This window comes from Actinoplanes sp. NPDC049598 (assembly GCF_040675435.1).
In the GTDB taxonomy this organism is placed as follows: Bacteria; Actinomycetota; Actinomycetes; order Mycobacteriales; family Micromonosporaceae; genus Actinoplanes.
Window position 1 is genome coordinate 52,630 of record NZ_JBFAOX010000028.1, and the last position, 24,294, is coordinate 76,923.

Annotated in this window: 29 protein-coding genes and 1 pseudogene; 15 read left to right on the forward strand and 15 right to left on the reverse strand. The window is 70.7% G+C overall.

Annotated elements, in window-relative coordinates; genetic code table 11:
* Positions 1 to 313: 313 nt before the first annotated feature.
* Positions 314 to 1,195 (forward strand): hypothetical protein, encoded by an 882-nt coding sequence (locus AB0J66_RS40870; RefSeq protein WP_364672680.1) that lies wholly within the window; start codon positions 314 to 316, stop codon positions 1,193 to 1,195.
* 105 nt (positions 1,196 to 1,300) lie between these two features.
* On the opposite strand, the gene AB0J66_RS40875 is transcribed toward AB0J66_RS40870, so the two are convergent.
* Positions 1,301 to 1,669: an FKBP-type peptidyl-prolyl cis-trans isomerase gene (locus AB0J66_RS40875; RefSeq protein WP_364672682.1), complete on the reverse strand. Its 369-nt coding sequence runs from the start codon at positions 1,667 to 1,669 to the stop codon at positions 1,301 to 1,303.
* A gap of 108 nt (positions 1,670 to 1,777) precedes the next feature.
* Between AB0J66_RS40875 and AB0J66_RS40880 the strand changes: the two genes are divergently transcribed.
* The 4 genes from AB0J66_RS40880 to AB0J66_RS40895 all read left to right on the forward strand — a co-directional run bounded on the left by AB0J66_RS40880 (position 1,778) and on the right by AB0J66_RS40895 (position 5,344).
* Positions 1,778 to 2,683, forward strand: coding sequence for a lytic polysaccharide monooxygenase (locus AB0J66_RS40880; protein ID WP_364672683.1), 906 nt, complete (start codon positions 1,778 to 1,780; stop codon positions 2,681 to 2,683).
* 73 nt (positions 2,684 to 2,756) lie between these two features.
* On the forward strand, positions 2,757 to 3,983 hold the full coding sequence (locus AB0J66_RS40885) for a DUF4331 domain-containing protein (RefSeq protein WP_364672685.1): 1,227 nt from the start codon (positions 2,757 to 2,759) through the stop codon (positions 3,981 to 3,983).
* A 77-nt stretch (positions 3,984 to 4,060) separates the two neighbouring features.
* A complete protein-coding gene (locus AB0J66_RS40890) occupies positions 4,061 to 4,294 on the forward strand; it encodes a hypothetical protein (protein ID WP_364672687.1) in 234 nt (77 codons plus the stop codon).
* A gap of 36 nt (positions 4,295 to 4,330) precedes the next feature.
* Entirely contained in the window at positions 4,331 to 5,344 is a 1,014-nt protein-coding gene (locus tag AB0J66_RS40895) for an AraC family transcriptional regulator (RefSeq protein ID WP_364672689.1), read from the forward strand.
* Between the two features lie 8 nt (positions 5,345 to 5,352).
* On the opposite strand, the gene glgC is transcribed toward AB0J66_RS40895, so the two are convergent.
* Positions 5,353 to 6,585 (reverse strand): glucose-1-phosphate adenylyltransferase, encoded by a 1,233-nt coding sequence (gene glgC, locus AB0J66_RS40900; RefSeq protein WP_364672690.1) that lies wholly within the window; start codon positions 6,583 to 6,585, stop codon positions 5,353 to 5,355.
* A 130-nt stretch (positions 6,586 to 6,715) separates the two neighbouring features.
* Between glgC and glgA the strand changes: the two genes are divergently transcribed.
* Positions 6,716 to 7,906, forward strand: a complete 1,191-nt coding sequence (gene glgA, locus AB0J66_RS40905; protein WP_364672691.1) for a glycogen synthase — start codon at positions 6,716 to 6,718, stop codon at positions 7,904 to 7,906.
* Here glgA and AB0J66_RS40910 read toward each other — a convergent pair.
* Positions 7,881 to 8,762, reverse strand: coding sequence for an FAD-dependent oxidoreductase (locus tag AB0J66_RS40910; RefSeq protein ID WP_364672693.1), 882 nt, complete (start codon positions 8,760 to 8,762; stop codon positions 7,881 to 7,883). The genes glgA and AB0J66_RS40910 overlap by 26 nt on opposite strands.
* A 34-nt stretch (positions 8,763 to 8,796) precedes the next feature.
* On the opposite strand from AB0J66_RS40910, the gene AB0J66_RS40915 reads away from it, so the two are divergent.
* A complete protein-coding gene (locus tag AB0J66_RS40915; RefSeq protein ID WP_364672694.1) occupies positions 8,797 to 10,404 on the forward strand; it encodes a family 10 glycosylhydrolase in 1,608 nt (535 codons plus the stop codon).
* Here the strand turns inward: AB0J66_RS40915 and AB0J66_RS40920 are convergent.
* The gene (locus tag AB0J66_RS40920; protein WP_364672695.1) at positions 10,332 to 11,243 is read right to left on the reverse strand and encodes an SDR family NAD(P)-dependent oxidoreductase; all 912 of its coding nucleotides are present in this window, start codon (positions 11,241 to 11,243) and stop codon (positions 10,332 to 10,334) included. The two genes, AB0J66_RS40915 and AB0J66_RS40920, sit on opposite strands and share 73 nt — an antisense overlap.
* A gap of 59 nt (positions 11,244 to 11,302) precedes the next feature.
* Here AB0J66_RS40920 and AB0J66_RS40925 point away from each other — a divergent pair, with 59 nt between their 5' ends.
* Together AB0J66_RS40925 and AB0J66_RS40930 are read left to right on the forward strand one after the other, a co-directional pair.
* Positions 11,303 to 12,223, forward strand: a complete 921-nt coding sequence (locus AB0J66_RS40925) for an AraC family transcriptional regulator (RefSeq protein ID WP_364672697.1) — start codon at positions 11,303 to 11,305, stop codon at positions 12,221 to 12,223.
* A gap of 9 nt (positions 12,224 to 12,232) precedes the next feature.
* Positions 12,233 to 12,856 (forward strand): hypothetical protein, encoded by a 624-nt coding sequence (locus AB0J66_RS40930; RefSeq protein ID WP_364672698.1) that lies wholly within the window; start codon positions 12,233 to 12,235, stop codon positions 12,854 to 12,856.
* A 70-nt stretch (positions 12,857 to 12,926) separates the two neighbouring features.
* Here the strand turns inward: AB0J66_RS40930 and AB0J66_RS40935 are convergent, their stop codons facing one another.
* The 3 genes from AB0J66_RS40935 to AB0J66_RS40945 form a co-directional block, all read right to left on the reverse strand.
* Entirely contained in the window at positions 12,927 to 13,493 is a 567-nt protein-coding gene (locus AB0J66_RS40935) for an SET domain-containing protein-lysine N-methyltransferase (RefSeq protein ID WP_364672700.1), read from the reverse strand.
* A gap of 152 nt (positions 13,494 to 13,645) precedes the next feature.
* Positions 13,646 to 14,278 carry a histidine phosphatase family protein gene (locus AB0J66_RS40940; protein WP_364672702.1) on the reverse strand — a complete coding sequence of 211 codons (633 nt, stop codon included), beginning with the start codon at positions 14,276 to 14,278 and terminating at the stop codon, positions 13,646 to 13,648.
* Between the two features lie 152 nt (positions 14,279 to 14,430).
* Positions 14,431 to 14,673 carry a metallophosphoesterase gene (locus AB0J66_RS40945; RefSeq protein ID WP_364672704.1) on the reverse strand — a complete coding sequence of 81 codons (243 nt, stop codon included), beginning with the start codon at positions 14,671 to 14,673 and terminating at the stop codon, positions 14,431 to 14,433.
* A gap of 102 nt (positions 14,674 to 14,775) precedes the next feature.
* Between AB0J66_RS40945 and AB0J66_RS40950 the strand changes: the two genes are divergently transcribed.
* On the forward strand, positions 14,776 to 15,744 hold the full coding sequence (locus AB0J66_RS40950; protein WP_364672705.1) for an acetylxylan esterase: 969 nt from the start codon (positions 14,776 to 14,778) through the stop codon (positions 15,742 to 15,744).
* On the opposite strand, the gene AB0J66_RS40955 is transcribed toward AB0J66_RS40950, so the two are convergent.
* Entirely contained in the window at positions 15,722 to 16,963 is a 1,242-nt protein-coding gene (locus AB0J66_RS40955; RefSeq protein WP_364672707.1) for a M48 family metalloprotease, read from the reverse strand. The genes AB0J66_RS40950 and AB0J66_RS40955 overlap by 23 nt on opposite strands.
* Before the next feature lie 118 nt (positions 16,964 to 17,081).
* Between AB0J66_RS40955 and AB0J66_RS40960 the strand changes: the two genes are divergently transcribed.
* Together AB0J66_RS40960 and AB0J66_RS40965 are read left to right on the forward strand one after the other, a co-directional pair.
* On the forward strand, positions 17,082 to 17,429 hold the full coding sequence (locus AB0J66_RS40960; RefSeq protein ID WP_364672708.1) for a hypothetical protein: 348 nt from the start codon (positions 17,082 to 17,084) through the stop codon (positions 17,427 to 17,429).
* Position 17,430: 1 nt separating this feature from the next.
* On the forward strand, positions 17,431 to 18,069 hold the full coding sequence (locus AB0J66_RS40965) for a DUF402 domain-containing protein (protein ID WP_364672710.1): 639 nt from the start codon (positions 17,431 to 17,433) through the stop codon (positions 18,067 to 18,069).
* Here the strand turns inward: AB0J66_RS40965 and AB0J66_RS40970 are convergent.
* Positions 18,052 to 18,798 (reverse strand): ATP-binding protein, encoded by a 747-nt coding sequence (locus AB0J66_RS40970; RefSeq protein ID WP_364672712.1) that lies wholly within the window; start codon positions 18,796 to 18,798, stop codon positions 18,052 to 18,054. The two genes, AB0J66_RS40965 and AB0J66_RS40970, sit on opposite strands and share 18 nt — an antisense overlap.
* A 125-nt stretch (positions 18,799 to 18,923) precedes the next feature.
* Between AB0J66_RS40970 and AB0J66_RS40975 the strand changes: the two genes are divergently transcribed.
* Complete coding sequence (locus AB0J66_RS40975) at positions 18,924 to 19,436, forward strand: O-acetyl-ADP-ribose deacetylase (protein WP_364672713.1); 513 nt, start codon at positions 18,924 to 18,926, stop codon at positions 19,434 to 19,436.
* Positions 19,423 to 20,130 (forward strand): class I SAM-dependent methyltransferase, encoded by a 708-nt coding sequence (locus AB0J66_RS40980; protein ID WP_364672715.1) that lies wholly within the window; start codon positions 19,423 to 19,425, stop codon positions 20,128 to 20,130. The genes AB0J66_RS40975 and AB0J66_RS40980 overlap by 14 nt, the downstream gene beginning before the upstream one ends.
* Here the strand turns inward: AB0J66_RS40980 and AB0J66_RS40985 are convergent.
* The 5 genes and pseudogenes from AB0J66_RS40985 to AB0J66_RS41005 all read right to left on the reverse strand — a co-directional run bounded on the left by AB0J66_RS40985 (position 20,093) and on the right by AB0J66_RS41005 (position 21,269).
* Positions 20,093 to 20,245: a hypothetical protein gene (locus AB0J66_RS40985; protein ID WP_364672717.1), complete on the reverse strand. Its 153-nt coding sequence runs from the start codon at positions 20,243 to 20,245 to the stop codon at positions 20,093 to 20,095. The two genes, AB0J66_RS40980 and AB0J66_RS40985, sit on opposite strands and share 38 nt — an antisense overlap.
* On the reverse strand, positions 20,227 to 20,385 hold the full coding sequence (locus tag AB0J66_RS40990; protein WP_364672718.1) for a hypothetical protein: 159 nt from the start codon (positions 20,383 to 20,385) through the stop codon (positions 20,227 to 20,229). Before AB0J66_RS40990 ends, AB0J66_RS40985 begins: the two co-directional genes overlap by 19 nt.
* 118 nt (positions 20,386 to 20,503) lie before the next feature.
* Positions 20,504 to 20,785: pseudogene (locus AB0J66_RS40995) on the reverse strand (helix-turn-helix transcriptional regulator); the annotation flags it as partial.
* The gene (locus AB0J66_RS41000; protein WP_364672720.1) at positions 20,727 to 20,942 is read right to left on the reverse strand and encodes a hypothetical protein; all 216 of its coding nucleotides are present in this window, start codon (positions 20,940 to 20,942) and stop codon (positions 20,727 to 20,729) included. The pseudogene AB0J66_RS40995 and the gene AB0J66_RS41000, both read right to left, overlap by 59 nt.
* A 12-nt stretch (positions 20,943 to 20,954) precedes the next feature.
* Positions 20,955 to 21,269: a hypothetical protein gene (locus AB0J66_RS41005; RefSeq protein ID WP_364672721.1), complete on the reverse strand. Its 315-nt coding sequence runs from the start codon at positions 21,267 to 21,269 to the stop codon at positions 20,955 to 20,957.
* Between the two features lie 158 nt (positions 21,270 to 21,427).
* Between AB0J66_RS41005 and AB0J66_RS41010 the strand changes: the two genes are divergently transcribed.
* Positions 21,428 to 22,282: an aldo/keto reductase gene (locus AB0J66_RS41010; protein WP_364672722.1), complete on the forward strand. Its 855-nt coding sequence runs from the start codon at positions 21,428 to 21,430 to the stop codon at positions 22,280 to 22,282.
* Positions 22,283 to 22,416: 134 nt separating this feature from the next.
* Here the strand turns inward: AB0J66_RS41010 and AB0J66_RS41015 are convergent, their stop codons facing one another.
* Positions 22,417 to 23,301 carry an SAM-dependent methyltransferase gene (locus AB0J66_RS41015; protein ID WP_364672724.1) on the reverse strand — a complete coding sequence of 295 codons (885 nt, stop codon included), beginning with the start codon at positions 23,299 to 23,301 and terminating at the stop codon, positions 22,417 to 22,419.
* Positions 23,302 to 24,294 lie beyond the last annotated feature (993 nt).

Sequence of the window (24,294 nt, forward strand, 5' to 3'; positions counted from 1 at the left end):
CTCCCACTTTTGCAATGCACTCGTATTGCAATCAGCGTAGCGCGGATGCAATACGACTGCAATGTCAAAGCTTGGCGTCAACCCGCGGTTCACCGTGGCGAAACATTGACTGGGTGCACGATGCATTCGTACGTTGTGTGCCTCGGCGGTGTGGCCCCGGCCACGCCCGTCGGCGCGTGCTCCGGCGGTGGCGGATCCCTTCGCTTCCGCCACCGCCGGTCAAAGCGCAGCCGAGCCGCGGCGCAGACCACCCGCGTGGAGCAATTTGCGGAGAAACCGGAACCTCGGCCCCGCCCGGATCGTCTGATCCGGCATGACTCGTCTCCGTAACACCCTCATCGCCGCCGCCGCTCCCCTGGCGCTGCTCTGCGCGTGCGCGCAGCCGGACGGGGCGGGGGCCACGCCCAGCGGATCGGCGCCGGCGGCAAGTGCGCCCACGTCGGGAGAGGGGGCGAACTACCTCGTCGCGCGGGCGGAGTCGGCCGGTGGGTTTGTTCCGGCGGACCGGACCGTCGGGGCCCTGCCCGAGGTCAGCGTCTACGCCGACGGTCGGGTGATCACCGAGGGGCCGGTGCCGGCCATCTACCCGGGTCCGGCGCTGCCCAACGTCCTGGTCAAGCAGATCACGCCGGAGCAGGTGCAGGAGTTGTCGCGGCAGGGGGTCGAGGCCGGCGTCAGGAGCGGCGTCGACTTCGGGCGGCCCAATGTGGCCGACGCGCCGACGACCAAGGTGACCGTGCGCACCGATCAGGGCACGCAGTCGGTGGCGGTCGAGGCGCTGCGCGAGAGCCAGGCCAACGATCCGATGCTGACCCAGCCGCAGCGGGACGCCCGCAAGAAGCTGGCCGCATACGTCACCACGCTGACGGGGCTGGCCGGCGAGACCGCGTACGAGCCGGAGGAACTCGCCGTGCTGGCCCGGCCCTACACCGCTCCCGGTGGCGCCGACCCGAAGAGCCCGGAGATCGCCTGGCCCGGGCCGGCGTTGCCGGGTGCCTACCTGAACCCGACCTTCAAGATCGGCTGCGTGACGGTGAGCGGGGCCGAGATGGAGAAGGTGCTGGCCGCGGCCGGCAAGGCGACCGCGATGACGCCGTGGACCTCGGGCGGCAGCAAGTACCTGATCACGTTCCGGCCGCTGCTGCCGGACGAGTCGGGCTGCGCCACCTTCACGGTGACCAAGGGCAACCGATGACGCCGATCGGCGACCCGATCGAGCCCGGGCCCGACGACGACCGGGACGAGAAAGGGCCGGGACAGGCGACGCCCGTCCCGGCCCGGCCGGCCTGCCGGCCTTCGCTCACTGAACGCCGAGGAGATCCACGACGAAGATGAGGGTCTCGTTCGGCTTGATCACACCGGCCGCGCCGCGCGAGCCGTAGCCCAGGTGCGGCGGGATGGTGAGCTTGCGGCGGCCGCCGACCTTCATGCCGACCACGCCCTGGTCCCAGCCGCCGATGACCTGGCCACCGCCGAGCGGGAACTCGAACGCCTCACCCCGGTTGTACGACGCGTCGAACTCCCGGCCGGTCGAGTGCGCCACGCCCACGTAGTGGACGCTGACGTACTGGCCGGGCTTGGCCTCGGGGCCGTCACCAACGGTGAGGTCCTCGATCACGAGCTCGGCGGGCGGCTCGCCCTCGATCGGGCCGACGTCGGGCTTGTCCATGAGTTCTCCTTAGGTGTTCGTCGAACCCGACCACTCAATCACAGCGGCCCGCGGGCACCGTCGGTGACGTGCTGAACGACTCACGCCGATTCTCCGTATAGCTGTTTCGTGAGGATCTACCGTCTCGCGGCGTGCGCTCTCGCCGCGGCCCTGGCCGGTGCGGCAGCGCCCGCCGCACCCGCGAACGCCCACGGCGCGCCCACCACGCCGATCAGCCGGACCGCGGCCTGCGCCAAGGGCGGTGAGGACACCGGCGACGCCGCTTGCCGGGCCGCCAAGAAGGCCAACGGCGGCGCTTTCGGCTCGTTCGACAACCTGCGCATCGCCGACGTCGGCGGGCGGGACCGTGAGGTCGTGCCGGACGGCGAGTTGTGCGGCGGCGGGCTGGACGCGTTCAAGGGGCTCGATCTGCCGCGCGACGACTACCCGGCGACCAAGGTCACCGCGGGCGAGTCGCTGAGCGTGCGCTACCGGGCGACGATCCCCCACGCGGGGCAGTTCCGGCTCTTCCTGACCAAGGCCGGCTACGACCCGGCGGCCAAGTTGACCTGGGACGACCTCGGCCGCAAGCCCCTGGCCACGGTCACCGATCCCCCGCTGACCGACGGGGCGTACGCGATGAAGGTGAAGCTGCCCCAGCGGACCGGGCGGCACATCCTGTACGTGGTCTGGGAGACCTCCAGCACGCCGGACACCTACTACTCCTGTTCGGATCTCGTGTTCCCCACCGCGGCGATCGCACCGCCGCCAGCGAAAGCGACGAAAGCCCCGACGGCGCCGGCCAAGGCGAAGCCCGCGGCGACAAAAGCGGCAGAACCCACTCGAACGACGGAAGCCGCGCCGGTGGAAACGACCGAAGCGCCGGCGCCGCAGGCCGCGGTCACCCCCGTCTCGAACACCAATGACGTCACTCTCGGTCACCAGATCATCATCGGTGCGTTGGTGCTCGCGGTCGGCGCCGGAGCGTACGCCGTGGTCACCGGCCTTCTTCGCCGGCGCCGCGAAAACCGTTGAACCGCAACGGGAGTCGATTCGTACTGATGGCAAGCAGGTCCCGTGCCCTCAGGGGACAGACGAAAGGCCGAGCATGAGTCGAGTTGGCTACGGAGAGGCGTCACACGGAGCCTCGGACCCCGATGCGGAGAGCTCCGATCTGTACGCCTTCGTCAGCCCGGACGCCCCGGAGACCGTGACGATCATCGCGAACTACGGGTTCCTGAACCTCGAGTTCGGCGACGACGTGCTCTACGAGATCCACGTCGACTACAACGGCGACGCCCGGCCCGACCTGACGTACCAGTTCCGGTTCCGCACCGAGCTGCGCAACAACAAGACGTTCCTCTACAACACCGGACCGATCGATTCGCTGGACAGTGAGAACTGGAACCGGCGCCAGTTCTTCTCGGTCACCCGCGTCGACGCGTACGGCAAGAGCAGTGTCCTGGCCACGCACCTGCCGTGCCCACCGCGCAACCTGGGTGACTCCACTCCTGGCTACGACGCTATGGCCGCCGCCGCGATCGCCGAGCTGCCGGGTGGCGAACGGGTCTTCGCCGGCCCGCGCTCCGACGCCTTCTTCGTCGACCCGGCCGCCGTCTTCGAGCTCGGTGGCGATGGCCGGGCCCAGGCCACCGGCCCGGCCATCGTGAACAGCATCGCCATTCAGCTGCCTCACCCCGGCCAGATGATCGGCGTGTGGACCACCGCGAGCCGCCGGGAGCTGCACAGCCGGGGCGACGACGTGCTGGTCGGCCCGATGGTCCAGGTGTCGCGGCGGGCCAACCCGCTGTTCGCCGAGCTGTTCGTCCCGGCCGCCGACCGGGCCCGGTGGAACGGCATGCCGCCCTCGGAGGACAAGCGCTTCGCCGACCTGGTCGAGCACCCGGTCGTGGCCGCGCTTCTGCCCGAGCAGCACCCGGGCCACTTCGACCGGCTGGCCGAGCTGGCCGACCGGCGCTCCGATCTGGTGGCGATGCTGCTCACCGGCGTGCCGGAGGGCCTGGTGGACGGCTTCCGCACGTTCACCGGCGACATCCAGGCCGACATGCTGCGCCTGGACACGACCGTGCCGCCGGCCGCCGAGGAGAACCCGTTCGGCCTGCTCGGTGGCGACTTCGCCGGCTTCCCGAACGGCCGCCGGATCGGCGACGACGTCACCTCGATCACGCTGCGGGCCATCGCCGGCGCGACGTTCCCCATGGTCGACGACACGTACGAGCCGGACCCGGCCGCCACCCTGGCCGGCGCCGAGGCCCGGGCCCGTACGCACGGCGTGAGCTTCCCCTACCTGACCGCCCCGGAGGTTTTGCCGTGAGGCCGTCCGGGCAGGGGTTGGTGGTGCTCAACATCGGTGCCGGAATAGGCGCGCTCGTGATTCATACCGGGCGCAGCATGCACGGTCATGACATCGAGATCAGCCCGGTGGAGGATCCCGCGCTGCGCACCCAGGCCACGGTCCGGGCGCGGTACGTGCGGGGCGGCGTCAGCTACAGCGTCGTCGTCGACTGTCTGCGGGCAGGTCGCTACACCATCTGGCGCGACCCGGTGACCCCACTGGCGGAGATCGATGTCCCGGGTGACCGGGTGGCCGAATTCACCTGGCCGGTGACCGCGCTCGCCGCGTGACTGTGCCTGCGCCGCATCCGGTCTAGGGTGGACGCCATGGTGGCGGTCAGACAGACCCGGCCGGTCGCCCCGGGGGTGGACAAACCCGTTCACGTCTCGCTGACGACCAGCGACATGGATGAGGCGCGCTCGTTCTGCCGCAAGCTGTTCTACGGTCCCCTGCAGGTCAGCCCGATGGGGGACGTGTCGCGGTTCGCGTTCACCGGCGACGTGGTGCTGCTCGGCCCGATCACGCTGGGCGAGATCAGCTACGGCGCCGACATCCACGTCACCATCGCCGACCTGGAGACGGCGTACCACGTGCTGGCCCCGCTGACCGGCACGCTGCGTTCACGCCATCGGGGGACGGTGGTGATGGCCGACCCGACCCGGGCCGCGGTCTACCGGCCGGTGGGCGACATCGACCTGGAGTGGCCGGGCAGCTGCCGGCTGCTCAGCGTCAAGGTGGAGCGGTCGGCGCTCGAGCGCGAGCTGGACGCGGCCCTCGACCAGCGGATCGTCTCGCCGCTGCTGCTGGGCGCGAGCTTCGACCTGATCGACGGCCCCGGGCGTACGTGGGCCTCGCTGGTCCGGCTGCTGCTGGCCGAGCTGCGGCACGACGACGGCCTGGCGGCCCAGCCGCGGATGGCCTCACGCTGGCGCGACCTGCTGGTCAGCGGCCTGGCCATGACGGTCGAGCATCCGTACGGGGACGAACCGGCCGGCCTGCAGGGACCGAACCGTCCCCGCACGGTGAAGCGGACGCTGGACGCGATGCACGCCGAGCCGTGGCGCCCCTACACCGCCAACGACCTGGCCGCGATCGCGGGCGTCGGTGTCCGCGTGCTGCAGGAGGCGTTCCGGCAGCACGTGGGCATGTCGCCGCTGACCTATCTCCGCCGGCTGCGGCTCGACGGGGTGCACGCCGAGCTCTCCCGGTCGGACCCGTGGCAGGTCAGCGTGTCCGAGGTCGCGTACCGCTGGGGTTTCACCCATCTCGGGCGTTTCGCCGGCGCCTACAAGGACCGGTACGGCGTGCCGCCCTCGCAGACCCTGCGAGAGCGGCGCTGAGCCGCGGGCTAGAGCTCGACCTTCTGGCCCTTGCCGATGACCACGATGCCGTTGTCGGAGACCGTGTAGAGCTTGCGGTCGCGATCCAGGTCGACGCCGATCTGCGCGCCCTCCGGGATCATCACGTTCTTGTCGATGATGGCGTTGCGGATGATCGCCCGGCGGCCGACCGAGACGCCCTCCATCAGCACCGACCCCTCGACGTGGGCCCACGAGTTGACCCGTACGTTGGGCGAGATGACCGAACGCTCCACGAGCGAGCCCGAGACGACCACCCCGGGCGAGATCATCGACTCGATGGCGCGGCCCTGCCGGTCGTCGTAGCCGTGCACGAACTTGGCCGGCGGCCAGGAGCCGTAGTTGGTGAAGATCGGCCACTCGTGGTTGTACAGATTGAAGATCGGCAGGGTGGCGATGAGGTCCATGTGGGCCTCGTAGAACGAGTCGAGCGTCCCCACGTCACGCCAGTAGCCGCGGTCGCGGTCGGTGCTGCCCGGCACCTCGTTCTCGCGGAAGTCGTAGACGTTGGCCTCGCCCCGCTCGACCAGCATGGGGATGATGTTGCCGCCCATGTCGTGCTTGCTGTCCGGGTCCTGGGCGTCCTTGGTGACCGCCTCGCACAGCGCCCGGGTGGTGAAGACGTAGTTGCCCATCGACGCGTAGATCTCGTCGGGCGCGTCGGGCAGCCCGTCGACCTCTTTGGGCTTCTCGCGGAAGGCCCGGATCTTCTTGCCGTCGGCGGCCACGTCGATGACCCCGAACTGGTCCGACATCGACTTGGGCTGGCGGATGCCGGCCACCGTGACCGCGGCCCCGGAGTTGATGTGGTCCTGGACCATCTGCTTCGGGTCCATGCGGTAGATGTGGTCGGCGCCGAAGACGATGACGTAGTCGGGCGACTCGTCGTTGATCAGGTTGAGGCTCTGGTAGATCGCGTCGGCCGACCCGGCGAACCAGCGCGGGCCCAGCCGCTGCTGGGCCGGCACCGGGGTGACGTAGTTGCCGAGCAGGGTGGACATCCGCCACGTCTTGGAGATGTGGCGGTCGAGGGAGTGCGACTTGTACTGCGTCAGCACCACGATTTTGAGGTAGCCGCCGTTCGCGAGGTTCGACAGCACGAAGTCGATCATGCGGTAGATCCCGCCGAACGGAACGCCGGGCTTGGCCCGGTCCGCCGTCAGGGGCATCAGGCGCTTGCCCTCACCACCGGCCAGAACGATTGCAAGGACCTTGACAGCCATGGAAGGACGCTAACTTTCCGCCAGCTCAAGCGCCAGCCGAAGAGGGCAACTCGCCGTGACAGTCCCGGCGGAGGTCGCTCAGGATACCTGATCTTGAGCGTTCCCGGGCAGGGAGTACTAGGCTGCGGGGGTGCTGCGAGTCGACCTCATCACCCGTGAATACCCGCCGGAGGTGTACGGCGGCGCCGGCGTGCACCTCGAATACCTGACCCGCGATCTGCGTGCTCTGGCCGATGTCCGGGTGCACTGCTTCGGCGCCCCGCGCACCGAGCCGGGCGTCACCGCGTACCCCGAACCGGCCGAGCTGGCCGGGGCCAACGCGGCGCTGCGGACCATGGGGGTCGACCTCGAGATCGCGGCCGGCACCGAGGGCACGGACATCGTGCACAGCCACACCTGGTATGCGAACTTCGCCGGTCACACGAGCAAGCTGCTGCACGGCGTGCCGCACGTGGTGACCACCCACAGCCTCGAGCCGCTGCGCCCGTGGAAGGCCGAGCAGCTCGGCGGCGGCTACGCGCTGTCCTCGTTCTGCGAGCGGGTCGGCATCGAGAACGCCGACGCGATCATCGCCGTCTCCGGCGGCATGCGCCGCGACGTGCTGGCCGCCTACCCCTCGGTCGACCCGGAGAAGGTGCAGGTCGTCTACAACGGCATCGACACCGAGATCTACAAGCCCAACACGGGCACCGACGTGATCGAGCGGCTCGGCATCGACCTCAACCGGCCCAGCGTGGTCTTCGTCGGCCGCATCACCCGGCAGAAGGGCCTGCCCTACCTGCTGCGGGCCTGCCGCCGCCTGCCCGCCGAGACGCAGATCGTGCTGCTGGCCGGCGCCCCCGACACCAAGGAGATCGCGGCCGAGGTCGAGGGCCTGGCCGACGAGCTGCGCGCGGTCCGCGACGACAAGGGCGTCATCTGGGTGCAGGAGATGCTGCCCAAGCACGAGGTCGTCCAGGTGCTGACCCACGCCACGGTCTTCGTCTGCCCGTCCATCTACGAGCCGATGGGCATCGTCAACCTCGAGGCGATGGCCTGCGAGACGGCGGTCGTGGCCACCGCCACCGGCGGCATCCCCGAGGTGGTCAAGGACGGCGAGACCGGCATCCTGGTGCCGATCGAGCAGGTCGAGGACGGTACGGGGACCCCGATCGACCCCGAGCAGTTCATCGCCGACCTGGCCACGGCCATGACTCAGGTGATCGAGGATCCGGAGCGGGCCCAGCAGATGGGCCTGGCCGGCCGGCGGCGCGCGGTCGAGCACTTCAGCTGGTCCCACATCGCCGAGGAGACCCTCAAGGTCTACCGGTCAGTTCTCTGACGCTGAGCTCGCCCAATATGTCGCGGGCGGCCGCCCGGCCACTGAGCCAGGCGGTCTGCACGCGGGGGCGGCCGAAGGCGTCGCCGCACAGGTAGACGTTGCCCTGCCGGGCGAAACCGTCGCGGCCGGTGCGCGGCTGCGCGTACGGCCAGCGGAACAGCTCGGCCGTGGGCTCGTCGGCGATGTCCAGCAGCTCCCCCACCGCGCGGGCGAGCGCCGCCTCACCCCCGTACTGCTGGTCCTTGAAGTAGCTCGGGGTTGAATGCGCGACGAGGACCGGGGCGCCGTCGCCGCGGCGATCGCCGTCGTCGCAGACCGTGGCCAGCACCGGGTGGTCGTTGACGAAGGCGCCGTGGAAATCCGGCCAGGATCGCTTGGGGTAGGTCAGGACGGCCGTGAGCACCGGCGACCAGCCCTGATCGTCCCAGCCCCCGACGATCGCCTCCGCCTGCGGGCCGGGCATCGCGAGCACCACCGCGTCGGCCTCGGGCAACTCGGTGACCTCGGCCTCCAGGGTGACGTCGAGACCGTCGGCCAGATCCTGGGCCAGGCTGCGCAGACCGCCCGGGGCCGACCAGCGCATCGGCCCGTCGCCGTGCTGGCCGCGGAAGGTGTCGGTCCACGGGTGGGCCAGCCCGGCGATGCGCCACGACTGCAGGCGGCCCAGGAAGGACGGGTCGTCCGCGGTGACATAGGCCGCGCCGATGTCGACCGGGCGGTGGCCGCGGGTCACACTCGCGAGGCGCCCCCCGACCACGTTGGCACGTTCCAGGACACGGGTCGGCACACCCGCTCCGACCAGCTCACGGGCGCACGCCAGCCCGGCGATGCCCGCTCCGACCACCACAACCGTCACACCCGGGAACTCTACGTGCGGCACACTGGTCCCCATGCTCCGCGTCCGCCGCCCACCCGTACGACTGACCTTGACCCTCGTCGCGGTCCTCATCGCGACCGGCGTGCTGGGCCTGGGGTTGCTGCGCGCGGCGACGTATTCCGCGCCCGCCGCCTACTCCGCGCCGGTGCCCTCGGACCCGTTCACCGCCACCGGCTCGTGCGGGACGTTCCCGACCAAGGCCACCCGCGAGCTGCGCGGCATGTGGCTGACCACGGTCACCAACATCGACTTCCCGAGCCGGCGCGGGCTGTCCGAGGCGCAGGTCAAGGCCGAGTACCAGCACTGGCTGGACGTGGCCGTCGGCCAGCGGCACAACGCGATCTTCGTGCATGTGCGCCCCTCGGGCGACGCGTTCTGGCCCTCGGCGTACGCGCCCTGGTCGGAGTGGCTCACCGGCCGGCGGGACGGAAAATCGCCCGGGTGGGACCCGATGGCGTACATGGTGGCCGAGGCCCACAAGCGCAACCTGGAGTTCCACGCCTGGTTCAACCCCTACCGGGGCACCCAGCCCGGCCCGGTCGGGCCCGGCGCCGACTTCCGCAAGCTCGCCCCGAACCACCCGCTGCTGCAGCACAGCGACTGGGCCATCGCCTTCCCCCAGGGCAAGACCGCCCGGCTGTACTTCGACCCGGGCATCCCCGAGGCCCGCAAGTTCGTCGAGGACTCGATGCTCGAGGCGGTCAAGAAGTACGACGTCGACGGCGTCCACTTCGACGACTTCTTCTACCCGTACCCGGTCGCCGGTCAGGACTTCCCGGACAACGCCTCGTACGCCAAGTACGGCGCCGGCAAGTCGAAGGCCGACTGGCGCCGGGAGAACGTCAACACCCTGGTCCGGGAGATGAACACGCGGATCAAGGAACTCAAGCCGTGGGTGAAGTTCGGGATCAGCCCGTTCGGCATCTGGCGCAACAAGACCACCGACGCGTCCGGCTCGGACTCCAAGGGCCTGGAGGCGTACGACGCGATCTACGCCGACACCCGTAAATGGGTGCAGGAGAAGTGGCTCGACTACATCGTGCCCCAGCTCTACTGGACCGTGGGCTTCGACAAGGCCGACTACGCGAAGCTTCTGCCCTGGTGGGCCACGCTCGTGAAGGACACCGGGGTGCAGCTCTACATCGGGCAGGCCGATTACCGCGTAGGCGAGCCCGGCGCGTGGAGCGAGCCGGGCGAGCTCGAACGCCAACTGGCCATGAACGACAAGTACGGCGTGCAGGGGCAGGTGCACTTCAGCGCCAAACAGGTCGAGGCCAACAAGCTGGGGGCCGTGGCCCGGTACCGCGACAAGCACTATGCGGCGCCCGCCCTCGTACCGGTCATGAAGCAGTTGCCGTCGGCGCCCCCGCCGGCGCCGCAGCTCACCGGGGCGAAGCGGGCCGACGACGGGGCAGTGCACTTCCAGGCGGCCAGCTCGGCCACCAGCTGGGCGCTGTACCGGGTGACCGGCCAGACAGCCGATCTCGTGGCGACCGGCCGCGGCGGCACCGAGGTCGTCGACCCGGCGCCGCCCGCGGGGCCGGCCACCTACTGTTTGAGCGGGCTCGACCGGTCGGGCAACGAGGGGGCGGTCAGCGCGCCGATCGCCGTCTCGGCGTAATCCCACAACCGGTCGGCTGCCTCGGGATCGACCGACCATTCGGCGACGCCGAACATCGGCTCGGGGCCGCCCGGGACGACGTCGGCGATCTGGTTGTCCTCGTCGATGTAGACGCCCGAGACGCCCTCGAGCAGCGGGGAGGCGGCCAGCAGGACCTCGGCCGCGGCGCCCTGCTCGGGGGTCTTGTAGCCCTCGGCGTGGATCAGGTTGCCGTCGTCGTCCATCGCGCCCAGGGCCCGCATCGCGGCCGGGTCGATGTGGCGCTGCAGGTTGGTGTGGATCCGGCCCGGGGCCATGGCGTTGGCGGTGATGCCGCGGCGGCTCAGGGCGACGGCGAGCAGGACCTCGGCGGTCTTGGACTGGCTGTAGGCGATCCAGGGGTCGTATTCGCGGCGCTCGAAGTGCGGGTCGTCGAAGTCGACTCCCGCCCTTAGTTGCGCGCCCGAGCTGACTAGGACAATTCTGGCATTTGCCGTTAAATGGCTTTGCAGGCCGGTGATCAAGGCGAAGTGGCCGAGGAAGTTGGTGGCGAGCTGGAGTTCCCAGCCGTTGGGTGCCGTGCGGCGCTCCGGGACGGCCATGATTCCGGCGTTGGCGATGATCGCGTCGAGCTTGCCTGTCCAATTTTGCGCGAAGTTTCGGACTTTTCGGGTGTCCGCCAGATCGAGCTCGGTGCGGGTCGGGGTGATGACCTCCGCGCCCGCGTCGCGCAGCGCTCGGGCCGCGGCCTGACCCAGGCCGGAGCCGCCCCCGGTGATCAGGATGCGCCGGCCGGTGAGATCTACACCGTAGAGGACTTCGGCCGCCGTCGCGGCGGCAGTGAACGGGATCTTTGTCATGGCTCGAGTCTGGCTCGGCCCGGCTGGACGGAGAATGGTTCAGGGTCCAGGATAGTTGTGTGAGCGTCCAGACGGCCGATCCGCTGCAAGATGTCCTCGCCCTCGTGGGCACGACCAGCCGGCTCTCGGTGGGCTTCGCGGCCGGCGGCGAGTGGGCGGTGGCCTTCGAGCCGCCGCCGGCGGTCAAGTTCAATGCCGTACGCCGGGGTGAGTGCCTCCTGCGGGTCGACGACGTGACGTACCCGCTGGCGGCCGGCGACTGCTTCCTGCTGACCCGTCCGCGCCCCTTCGTGCTGGCCAGCTCCCTCGACGTACCGCCCGTGCCCGCCCACCCTCTGTTCGCCGCGGCCACCGACGGTGTGGCCCGGATCGGCCCGGCCGACGAGGTCTTCATCCTGGGCGGCCGCTTCGGCTTCGGCGAGCGGGCCGAGGAACTGCTGCTCGACGCCCTCCCGGCCGTGGTGCACGTGCCCGGCTCCGCCCCCGCCGCGGCCACCGTGCGCTGGGCCCTCGACCAGATCGACGCCGAACTGCGCGACCACCTCCCGGCGGCCGGCCTGGTCACCGACCACCTGGCCCAGGTGATGCTCATCCACCTGCTGCGCCTGCACCTGGCCGCGCACCCGCCGGCGGGCTGGCTCTCCGGCCTGTCCGACCCGGTCGTCGCGCCCGCGCTGCGCGCCCTGCACGCCCGCCCGGCCCACCCGTGGACGGTCGCCGAACTGGCCGCGGTCGCCGCGGTCTCCCGCTCGACGCTGGCCGCCCGCTTCAAGCAGACGGCCGGCCAGGGCCCGCTCGACTATCTGACCCGCTGGCGCATCGAACTCGCCGCGGCCCGCCTGCGCCGCTCCGACGGCACCGTCGCCGCCATCGCCCACCAGGTCGGCTACGGCTCGGAGAGCGCGCTGAGCACCGCCTTCAAGAGGAGCACAGGAATTTCTCCCCGCGACTATCGCAGGCGCCACGCGAAATCCGGGTAATCATTAGTCATGGGCACGGACCCCCCGTTCTTCTCCCCGGACCGAGTGGGCAGACAATTTGAAGAGCTGGCACGCATCGCCGAGGAGATCGCTCGGACGGCCGAGGCCAGCGCGCGCGTCTACGACCAGCTGGCCGAGACCCTGCCGACCGCTGCCGCCCACGCCACCCGCGACCGGCTGCTCGCCGCGGCCGAGCGCCGGGCCGCGCAGGCGTTCCGCGCGCACGAGATGCCACCGGACGACGTGCGCGACGCCATCCGCGCCTGCCGCCCCGGGCGCGAGGACGAACAGCGGGTCGCCGAGCAGCGCCTGGCCGACCTGGAGCGGCGCGACGCCGAGAACCAGTCCCGGCAGAGAAACCTCGCCTCGCGTGAACTCCACCTGCACCAGCGGGAGGAGTTCCTCGACCGTCGCGAGTCCTACCGCACCGACCAGCGCGACCAACGCGACGAACGCGCCGACGCCCGCGACCGCGCCGCCGACGCCCGCGACCGCGCCGCCGACGCCCGCGACCTGCGCGCCGACAGCCGTGAAGCCGCGCAGACCCACCGCGACACCCGGGCCGACGCCCGCGACCGCGCCGCCGACCAACGAGAGATCGACCTCGAGACGCGCTGGCCCCCCTCCCCCTGACACGGTCGTCCCTCGCGCCGATCGGGCCGGCCCGCACGGGCCCGCGTTCGTATCGTCCGCGCGGATCTGCCTAGTTCAACGTGGTCCGGCCACCTTGCTCAGCTGCATGGCGAATCCGGAGCAGAAGGCCCGGCACCCAGTGGTCGCCATATCGTTGCCGCAGTTCCGGCCGGGTCCAGTCATCGCCGGTGACAACCCCACGACACTGTGCGGCGCCGCATCGGCAAGGCATGACGAATTCTTCTTCGCCCGTGCTCGTGGCGTAGTCATTGGTGAGCTCTTCGTCGACTGCGATGTCCCGGCGTGCGACCAGCGTGTACGCGCACGCCCACCACAGGTTCGGGTCGCAGCTGTGGTTCCCCTTGCCGTTCGGCCGCCCGGCGGGAAGTACTAGGTGGGAATTGTCGGCCACCGTGATGGTGTCCACGTAACTCCCGCTCTGACCGCCGGCCCGCAGAAGCCTGCGCAGCTCGCGTCCGGACACGAGCCGGCCGCCGAGCCGGGACACTGCCGTGCCTGCCCGAAACGGCGCCCGCGCGAACAGCCCTTCACCGGCCACGGGGGACGGGCGGACCTCTACAGCGGGATGCAACCAGCAATCCGGCTCGGGGAGGGGCCACATGCGTTCAACAGTCACCCCACCCACCATCTGCCGCAACCCCGGAAGCGCGGCGCGCGCCGGCACCGGCACCGGGATCAGAGCCCGGCGCGACCATCAGCGGCGCGCTCCGGATCCACGGTGGGATCGAGCCGGCCGGCACGTCGGTGCGCGAGATCAACGCGGTGCGATCAATGGCGGGTGAGGTGGCGGGTGTCGCTCAGCGCCACCACCCGCCGGTTGTGCATGCGGTCATCCTCGCGCAGGGTTGTGATGCCGGCCGGGGACGCCGCGAAGTTCACGTATCCCACCGACTCGAGCGGCATCTTGATCCAGGCCGCGACGACGAAGGTCAGCGCGAACCCGTGCGTGACGATCACCTGATGGTCGGCGGGCTCGCGCAGGATGTCGTCCATCGCGGCGTAGACGCGTTCGGCGAGGGACGCTTTGGTCTCCGCTCCCTCGATGCCCTCGTCGTGCTTCAGCCGCTCGCCCACGGCCGGCGGCGGGATGAACCGCTCGTCCAGCCATTTCTGCGGGCGGCCCTCGGCCACCCCGTACGACTTCTCCCGCAGGCGCCGGTCCAGCCGGGCCCCGACCCCGAACACCCGCCCGATCTCGGCGGCCGTCTCGGCGGCCCGCCGCAGATCCGACGAGAACAGCCCCATCTCGCTACCCTCCGGCACAGCCTTCCGAAGCGCCCCGGCCACGGCGACCGCATCTTCCCGCCCGCCCGGCGTCAGCCGCGAGTCGTGCCACCCGCCGACCACCTTCTCCAGGTGATGCGTGGCCTCGGCATGGGTGACGACATAGACGGTCCGCATGGCCCCGAACCTTAGCGGCCACGCCGCTCAGCGCGGCCCAGCTCCGCGATGACGGTGGCCATCGTCGCGGCATCCAGCTCGAAGACGGTCCGGCCGGCCAGCGGATCCCGGGCGTGCAGCGGTCGGATCCACCCGAGCCACCACGCCCGGCGTCACCCCTGGTTGCGCAGCCCGATCGCCTCCCGCACGCGGTCCCGGCCGCCGGCGTCGAAGTGGCCGCGGCCGAGCACCGCCGTGAACGCCTCCCGGTCGTCATGGTTGCCGGTGCTGAACAGGGCCGGAATGCGGCGCGGCCCGGCGAAGGCGGCGACGAGCTCGAGCGCGTCCGCGTAGGCCTCGCGCGAGCCGTCGTCGGCGATGTCGCCCGTGATCACGACCGCGTCCAGCCCGGGCATCTCCTGTGCGACAAATGCAAGATCCGCATCCGGCGCCGCTACCGAGCTGCTCGTACTCTTTCACCTGTCGGACGCCGGAATCATGGACGGAGCACGCCAGGAATGATCACTGACCTCTCGGCCGAGCAGCTGGAGTCGTACCGCAGCACGGTGACGGCCCCCGAGGACTTCGACGACTTCTGGGCTTCGGCCTTGGCCGCGCCGGGTGACGTCGACGTGCGTACGGCCGAGGTCGTGACCGGTCTGCGGACCGTCACCACCTACGATCTGACGTTCAAGGGCTTCAACGGCCAAGACGTACGCGGGTGGCTGCGCGTCCCGGCCGGCGCCGAGGGGCCGCTCCCAGCCGTCGTGCAGTACGTCGGTTATGGCGGCGGGCGTGGGCACCAGCTGGAGAATCTGCTCTGGGCGTCGGCCGGCTTCGCCCACCTGCAGATGGACACCCGCGGGCAGGGCTCGGGCTGGAGCCTCGGCGTCACCCCGGACGAGGCCACCGCCCCGGCGCAGGGTCCGGGGGTTCTGACCCGCGGCATCCTCGACCCCTCGACCTACTACTACCGGCGGTTGTTCACCGATGCGGTCCGGGCGGTCGACGCGGCCCGGGCGCTGCCCGTGATCGACAACGACCGGATCCACGTCGTCGGTGGCAGTCAGGGTGGCGGGATGGCCCTGGCCGTCTCGGGGCTGCGGCGGGACCTGGCCGGGGTGGTGGCGTTCGTGCCGTTCCTCTGCGATTTCCCCCGGGCTGTACGCGTCACCGACGCGTTCCCCTACCGCGAGATCATCAACTACCTGGCCGTGCACCGGGGCGAACAGGAGCAGGTCTTCCGGACGCTGGCCTACTTCGACGGCGTCAACTTCGCGGCCCGGGCCACCGCCCCGGCCCTGTTCTCGGTCGCCCTGCGCGACGCCGTCTGCCCGTCCTCCACTGTGTACGGCGCCTACCACAACTACGCGGGACCCAAGGAGATGAAGATCTGGGAGTACAACGGCCACGAGGGCGGCGGCATCGAGGACGAGGAGGCCGCCCTGCGGTTCCTGACCGGCCTCACTCCGTCAGCGCGACCCTGACCCGCTTGGCCGGGGTGGCCAGCTCGGCGTCGATCCGGGCCGACTCGGCCTCGGTCAAGGTGACCGCGGCCGCCTGCCGGGGCCGGCGCTCCAGCATCTCGGCCCGCAGCGCGGTCGGCGGGTGCGAGGCGAACAACGACACCTCCGTTCGACGGGAGAGCCGGCGCAGCGCGGGCACGTTGGCCGCCTGGTTCGCGCGGGCGATCCGGGCCGCGGCGAGCCAGGCGTCCGGCCCGTTGCCGGCGCGGGCCTCCCGCCGCATCACGGTGTCGATGGGCAGGTGCAGCAACAGGTGATCGAAGAGCCCGATCGCGGCCGCGGACCCGCCGGCCCTGGCCGCGAGCTCGTCGGCGAGGTACTCGGCCCGCTGGGAGTCGCGCTGGCTGATCCAGTAGAGCAGCAGCTGCAGCGCCATCGCGATCCGCGACACCGTCCAGCCGATCAGCGTGGTGGCGATGGCGATCAGGAACTCGACCGGACCTTCGCCCCGCGTGCGCGTGTCGAAAAGATCGGCGACCTTGTCCAGCGTGGTCTTCGACATCTGAGTGAGCAGGCCACGGCGTACGTCACCGTTGACGAAATGCCCCATCTCGTGGCCCAGCAGCGCCACCCGCTCCTGCGGCTCGAGCGTCGCCCACAGCGGCAACCCGATGCGGAGCGCCCGCTCCCGCTTGAGACCCACGGAACGGGTGCTCGCGTTGAGGTCGTACCCCAGGAGCAGAATCGTCGGGGCCGGCGCGCCGACGGCGGAGGCGACCCGCTGCACCAGGCCGTTCAGGGCAGGCGTGCGGGCCGGGTCGAGCACGATGACATCGTCCGGGAGGCGCGGCAGGCGGGGCCGCAGCGCCACCGCGATCGCAATCAGCACCAGGCCGAGCACAGTGGACACGTTGAAGAAGTCGTACAGCACCAGCCACACGCCCAGCCCGAAGATCGCCAGCACCCCGGCCAGCAGCACGACCGCCGCGGCCAGCGTGGCCACCCGGGCCGTGGTCGTCCGGCGCGGCGTCAGCGGGCCCTCGGCCAATGCCTTGAACTGCCCGGTGGTCAGGCGGGTGGCCACCGCGTACAGCCGGCGGTCGAGCCATCCCCAGCCGACACTGGCCGGGATCTCGAGGTTCCATTCGCAGGCCGGGCACCACGGCTCGGCCGTGCCGATGGAGGTGGTCGGCTGGGCACAATTCGGGCAGGCGGGAGGAGCCGGGGAGACAGCGGTCACGGTCGATGATCATGCACCATGACGTTCCAGCGCGCCGTCCCGTTTACGTGCGTGAGGAAGCACTCTCTGTTCACCCGGAATCTTCCGGTACAACGTCATCGGGTCGTAACGTGGCGCGGTGACATCTGTGAAGCAGGAGCGGGTCGACAAGGTCGCCCGACGGGTCAGCGGCGCTGAGCGGACCTTCGCGGCCCGGCATCCCGCGCACGCCGGCCCCATCCGGGCCTCGCTGGGCAAGCTGCGCGAGGGCCTCGAGCGCGCGCACGAGAAGAGCGACCTGGCCTCCGAGCGCGAGTGGTCGTCGTACATGGCCTCCCTCGACCAGGGCCTGGCCGAGCTCGACGTCGAGGTGGGCCGCGCCGCCGAGGGCCGCGACTCCCGCAGTGTCTCCGACGTCCTCGACCACCACACCTCCGCCCTCGAAGAGGCCGGCTGGCGCCTGCAGTTCTCCCTCGACAAGAAGTGAGATGTGGGCCTACGGCCACGAGATCCTCTACCGGTACGGCCGTGACGGCCAGGCCCGCTTCGTCCGCGTCGGCCGGGTGATCGCGGACGACGCCGAGGGCCTCACCCTCTGGATCGGCCCCGGCTCGCCGCAGATCGAGTCGGTGCCGGCCGACGGCCGCGGCTTGCGCGACCGCCCCGTGACCGAACGCTTCGACGTCCCCCGCGTCCGCCGGCCGGCGACCTGGCGCGGGCCGGGCATCGTGCAGTTCGCCCCGCCGGCCGGCGAATGGTCCGTGTCGTGGTTCTTCACCGAGACCGGCGCCTTCGCCGGCTGGTACGTCAATCTCGAGACCGACCGCGTCCGGTGGGCGGGCGGCGTCGACAGCAGCGACCGCGCCCTGGACGTGTGGATCACCCCCGACCGGGTGGCGCGCTGGAAGGACGAGGACGAGTTCGCCGAGCTGACCGGCCGGCCCGGCCGCTGGCCGGCGTCGCAGGCCGCGGCGATCCGCCGGACCGGCGAGGAGCTGATCGCGCTGGCCGCCGCCGGCCGGCCGCCGTTCGACGGCCGGTGGACCGGCTACCGGCCCGACCCGGCCTGGGGTCCGGTCCGGCTACCGGCCGACTGGGACCGGCCCCATCTAGTCCTGTTCCCGTAGGAGGGCCCAGACGACCTTGCCCTCGCGGGTGGGGAGGGCGCCCCAGCCCTGGGTGGCGATGCGGATGATGTGCAGGCCGCGGCCGCCGTTGGGCTCGGGGAGGGTGGGGTTGCGGTCGTAGACGGCCAGGTGCAGGTACGTGGTGCGGCGGGAGATGGGGCGGCGGAGGTGGCCGCGGTGGGAGATGACGACGTCGATCTCGGTGCCGGCGTGGCGGACCGCGTTGGTGACCAGCTCGGTGGCGACCAGGCGGGCGCGGGGCAGCAGCATCGGCATGCCCCACTCCTCGCAGGCGGCGGTCACCAGTTGCCGTGCGCCGGCCGACGCGGACGGTTGGGGTTGCAGCTGCAGGCGTACCTGCGAAGTCATGGTCCTGTGGCTCGTGATCGCCGTACGGGCGGAGCGGATTGACGCGAACCGCGGCATCCGGGCCAGACCGGCCGTCAGGTTGGGCGCCACCAGGCAGGTCACGACCGGCACGGGTGGCTCCATGCGCTCGCCCTGGGCGGCCGCGGTCAGCCACAGCGACGTGCTGCCGGCCCGCGGGTCCTCGAACGCGGACAGGTCGAGCACCAGGCCGGCCGGGTGCCCGGCCAGGCACTTGTTGAGCATCCGGTAGGACTCCAGCCAGATCTGGCGGTTCCAGCGCCCGCGCACGCTGAGCTCGACGATGCCGGTGTCGTGGTCCACGACCGCCGTGACGGCCGAGTCGTCCTCTTGTCGACCCACTGCCCGGGCATATCACGCGGGACAACCACCAGCCAATCCCCTCCGCGACCATTCCGTTACCAGTCGTGACACTGACAGTGCAAATTGCACGGCGCCAGACGCCGTTCTGATCTATAAATTCAGCCATGCGCATCGAACTGGCCACCGGCGACATCACCACGTCCACCACCGACGCGATCGTCAACGCGGCCAACTCGTCACTGCTCGGCGGGGGCGGGGTCGATGGCGCGATCCACCGCAAGGGCGGCCCGGCCATTCTCGAGGAGTGCCGCGCCCTGCGCGCCGGTCACTACGGCCGTGGCCTCGCCGTGGGGCAGGCGGTGGCGACCACCGCCGGGCGCCTGCCGGCCCGCTGGGTCATCCACACCGTCGGGCCGGTCTTCAGCACCGACGAGGACCGCTCGCCGCTGCTGCGCGCCTGCTACACGAACTCACTCGCCGTGGCCGACGCCCTGGGCGCCCGGTCCGTGGCCTTCCCGTTGATCTCGTCCGGCATCTATCGCTGGCCCAGGGAGGACGCCGTGGCCGAAGCTTTGGCCGCCATCGAGTCCGCGCCGACCGCGGTCGAGACCGTCCGCCTGGTCCTGTTCGACGACGCCACCCGCCGCGTCGCGGAGGACGTCCGTGGAGTTCGCTGACGCGTACGACGAGCTGAACGCCGACGATCACGACTACCGGTTCTACGCCGCGCTCGCCGGTGAGCTCGGGGCTGAGCGGGCGCTCGACCTCGGCTGCGGAACGGGCACGCTGGCCCGGTTGCTCGCGGCCGGCGGGCGTACGGTCGTGGGCATCGATCCTGACCCGGAGATGTTGCGCGTCGCGCGGGGCAAACCGGGCGCCGGCCAGGTCGACTGGCGGCTCGGGCACAGCGACCGGGCCGATCCGGAGTCGGCCGACTTCGCGGTGATGTCGGGTCACGTGGCGCAGGTGTTCCTGGACGACGCGGCTTGGGCGCGCACCCTGCGTGATCTGCGGCGTGCCCTCGTACCGCACGGGTCGTTGGCCTTCGAATCCCGCAACCCGGCCGCGCGGGGGTGGGAGCGGTGGACGCGCGAGGCGACGTTGCGCACGGTGAGCACGCCGGACGGACCGGTGGAGTTCTGGCACGAGACCGCGTGGGTGGCGCTTCCGCTCGTCGCTTACGACACCTTCAGCGGTGACGAGCGGACCCGCGACATCCTCGCTTTCCGTGACGAGGCCACGCTGACGCGGTCGCTGGAGGAGGCCGGATTCGAGATCACCCACCGCTTCGGCGGCTGGGACGGGGAGCCGCTCGAGGCGGAGTCGCGGGAGATCATCCTGGTGGCTCGAGCTCGGGACACACGCGCTTGATCACCCAGCTGACGACCTTGCTGCGGCGGATCAGGACGAGCCGGGTGGTGCGGTGCAGGTCGAGGATCTCGCGGATCCCCGGCACGCCGAGGAAGGTCACTCCGGCGAGGTCCAATTCGGTCGTACGGATCTCGGGCGTGACCGCCGCGTGACCTCCGCCCGCAGGCGGGGCGTGGTGAGCGCGTCCAGCTCGCCCAGCACCGTGATCCGGACGGTCGCGTCGCTCACGCGGGCGCTCGACACCAGCACTCCCATGATCACCCCTCGTTTGACGGTCAGGCTTCATCCTCCGAGAGCCGGCCCGGGTGACGAATCGGAGAAAAACCGATGGCGGGATGAAAAGACCCGCGCGCAGGGCCCCGGTCGCCGCGACCGTACGCGACGTGACGCCGAGCTTGGCCATGACGTGCTCGACGTGGGTCACGGCCGTGCGCACGGTGACGTAAAGAGCCTCCGCGAGGCCGGCGTTGGTGAACCCGTCGATCAACAAGCCGAGCACCTGCAGCTCACGCCGGGTCAGATCGGTCGCCGGGCCGGCGAGATCAGCACGACCGCGCCCAGATCCCCCGGCGGCTGCGGCGGGCAGGCCAGCGCCGTCACCCGCACCAGCCCGGCGTCGCCACCACCGGCGTCGCCGCCACCGTGCGCAGCGGATCGACCGCGTGCGCGATCAACGGCACCAGCCGGTGCAGCAGCATCCGGTTGTCGTCCGACAGCCGGGCCGACTCGCTGTTCGCGATCAGCGTGCCCAGGAACCGCCCGTCCGCGGTGAACAGCCCCACCCCGAACCCGTCCCCGTAGCCCGCCGGCAACAGGTAGTCCCGCTACACCGGCACCGTCTCCGGCGGCATCGGCACATCGGCCACCCGCACCGGCAACGCGTTGCGCCGCAACCCCACGGTCTCCACGTCGACCGCGAACTGCACGCTGGTCATGTACTGCTGAACCTTCTCCGGATAGCCCAGCCGCACCAACGGAATCTGCCGCTGCCCGACCGGATCGAACAAGGTCACCGCCGCCGCGTCGTACGGTGTCAGCCGCCGCACCGACTCCAGCAGCGCCCGCGCCCGCTCACCCGGCCCACCCACCAACGCCGCGGCCGCCGAGATCTGAGCAGCCAGCGAGTCCCCGGAAGACATGGTCCCCCCACGCTCGAAGAACCCCGCCGGTCCTGGACCATCATCCGCCCACCCACCCGCGCACCGGAGCCGAAGTCACCCGTACGCGTCCCGGTGAATCGGCCCGCTCAGCGGGTATGGGAGGGCTTCAGCAGCTCCGATCAGCAACGAGGAGAACCATGAGTTCCGCAGTCCCGGCCATCTCGCTCAACGACGGCCGCACCATCCCGCAGCTGGGCTTCGGTGTCTTCCAGGTGCCGCCGGAGGAGACCCGCGCGGCGGTCGAGACGGCCATCGAGATCGGCTACCGGCACATCGACACCGCCCAGATGTACGGCAACGAGGCCGGCGTGGGCGAAGCCGTGAACAACTCCGGCCTGGACCGCAGCGAGTTCTTCATCACCAGCAAGCTCAACAACGGCTTCCACGAGCCCGACGACGCCCGCGCCGCGTTCGACGACACCCTCAAGGCGCTCGGCACCGACTACGTCGACCTGTTCCTGATCCACTGGCCGATGCCGGCCAGCTACGGCGGCGACTTCGTGCAGACCTGGAACACCCTCGAGGAGTTCTACCGCGAGGGCCGGGCCCGCTCGATCGGCGTCTCCAACTTCACCCAGCACCACCTGGGCCGGCTGCGCGCCGAGACGCAGATCCGCCCAGCCGTCAACCAGATCGAGGTACACCCGTACCTGACCAACGACGCCCTGCGCGCCTACAACACCGACAACGAGATCGCCACGGAGGCCTACTCCCCGATTGCCCAGGGCGAAGTCCTCACCGACCCGGTGATCACCTCGATCGCCGGCCAGACAGGCAAGACCCCAGCGCAGATCGTCCTTCGCTGGCACCTCCAGCGCGGCGACATCATCTTCCCGAAGTCCAAGACGGCCGAGCGGGTCCGCGAGAACTTCGAAATCTTCGACTTCGAGCTGGACGGGGCCGCGATGGCCAGCATCACCGCCCTGGACCGCGGCGAGAAGGGCCGCACGGGCGCCAACCCCGACACCATGAATTACGGCGCCAAGCGCTGACTCCGACCGGCCTGGGCCGGCCGACCACGCCGTCGACGGCCCAGGCCGGCCCGAACCGCCAGGCGGACAGACCTGTCCGCACCTCAGCGGGGATCGACAACCGCGCCACCGTCCTGATCGGCGGGCCGGGAAGCCTATTCGCGTACGGAATCAACCAGCCAGACCCATTGGTCGCCCCGATTTTCGTCCATGTAGTCGGGAACCGCCCTGTCCACACGCGCGCCGATCTGACGGACCGTCCGCAGCGTGGGCGTCCAGCCATGTCTGACCAGCCAGAGGTTCGGCTCACGTGGTGGCCCTTCCTCGACCAGTTCCCGGTAAAGCTCGAGCCCCTCATCGGGCTCGTCCTCACCGGTGTCGTCACCCGAGCCGACAACGAACTCGGTGATGAAACGGCTACCAGGCGCGGAGAGCCGGCTCGCCTCGGTGAGCAGTCGTTCGTTGGCGTCCCGGGAGAGATAGACGACCAGACCCTCGGCCAGCCAGGCGCTCGGTAGCGAGGGATCGAACCCGGCCGTGATCAGCGCCTCGCTCCAATCCTCCCGCAGATCGGCGGCTACCGTTCGACGTTCGACTGTGGGCGCGACCTCGGTCGTCAGGTGCTCACGAAAATTCAACAACTGCGGGCTGTCCAACTCGAACGCGACGGTTCCGGGCGACCAATCGAGCCGGAATGAGCGACCGTCCAGCCCCACCCCCGGAAAAACGATCTGCGTGATGCCGTCGGTATTGGCCCGCAGCAGCGCGTCGTCGAAGTACGTCGTTCGGATGGCCACGTAGTCCTTCATCGCCGAGGTGACGTCATTGAGCCGTCCGTCCGGCTCGATCCGCAGACTCGGAAGGTCACCGACCGGCCCTTCGCCGAACCGGCTGACCAGCAGTTCGGCAACCGGGTCACGGAAAAGAGCGTCCGGCCGGCGTGACTCAGCGGCCCGGTGTGCACTGACGACCAGAGCGGTCCACCCGACGCCGGCCGGAATTTCCCCATCGAACACTCGCACACTCCGTTCCGCGGACACTTCCCGCAGGATCTTAATCAGCGATCACCCCCGGCCGAGGTCGCCGACCCCAGGACCGGGCGGCCCCGGCTCGCCCTCGTGACCATACGGCGAATCGCCGACATCACCCCGACCGTCCGCCGCGTCCACGACCTGCCGCAGGCCGGGAGATGGCCGAGGGGCCGCGGCCCGGATACCCGTCGACCGCGCCCACCGCCACCAGCCGGCTTCAACGCGACAGAAAAGAAGAGCGTTGAGGCCCGATGATCTAAGACTGACGTGGCCGGTTCGGGTGCGGGACAATTCTTGAATGCGAGGGCAGATATCGTTGTTCAGCCGGTCCGAAACGGCAGCGATGCGCGATCGCACCAAGGCCAGAAACTATTCTGCCGAGCGCGAGGAATTCCGGCGTGCCCAGAAAAGGCGCCGCGACTGGGAATTGGCGCAGCGGTACGCCGAGAAGCAGCGCCGCATGTATGGATCCGTGGAAGCGGCCCGGGCCGAGTTCGCGCGGTGCGCCCGCGAGCGCCGCCTGCCCCAGCCTCCGGCCGGCTGGACTGTCGCCGCCGAGCCTGCCGCAGCAAACCCCACCACGACGCAAGCACCTCTCACCGCAGAGCCGGGCACACCGCAGCCGGCACTCACATCGACATCCCCTAAGCGGGCGGCGGTCGAACCGGTGGAGCCCGAACAGGTGCCCCACCTAGCAGCGAAGGAACCGGCAGGATCCGTAGCCGCGCCCCACCTGCCGGCGGCGGTGGACCCCGTGCCCACGCCCCGGTTGCCGACGGTGATCGAACCGGCAACGGCCGAGCCCGGACCGCACCCGCAGGCGACCATCGAGCCCGCGACAGCCGTGACCGCGCCCGCGCCCAGCGGGCCCGTCACGCCGACGCTGGTCAGCGGCCCGGGCGCCGCGAAGAGGCGGGACCCGCCGTCACGGACGCACATCCCGCTAACGCCTGTTCAGGTGAGCCAGCCCGGCCCCGCCGACCGTCCCCCCGCAACCCGAAA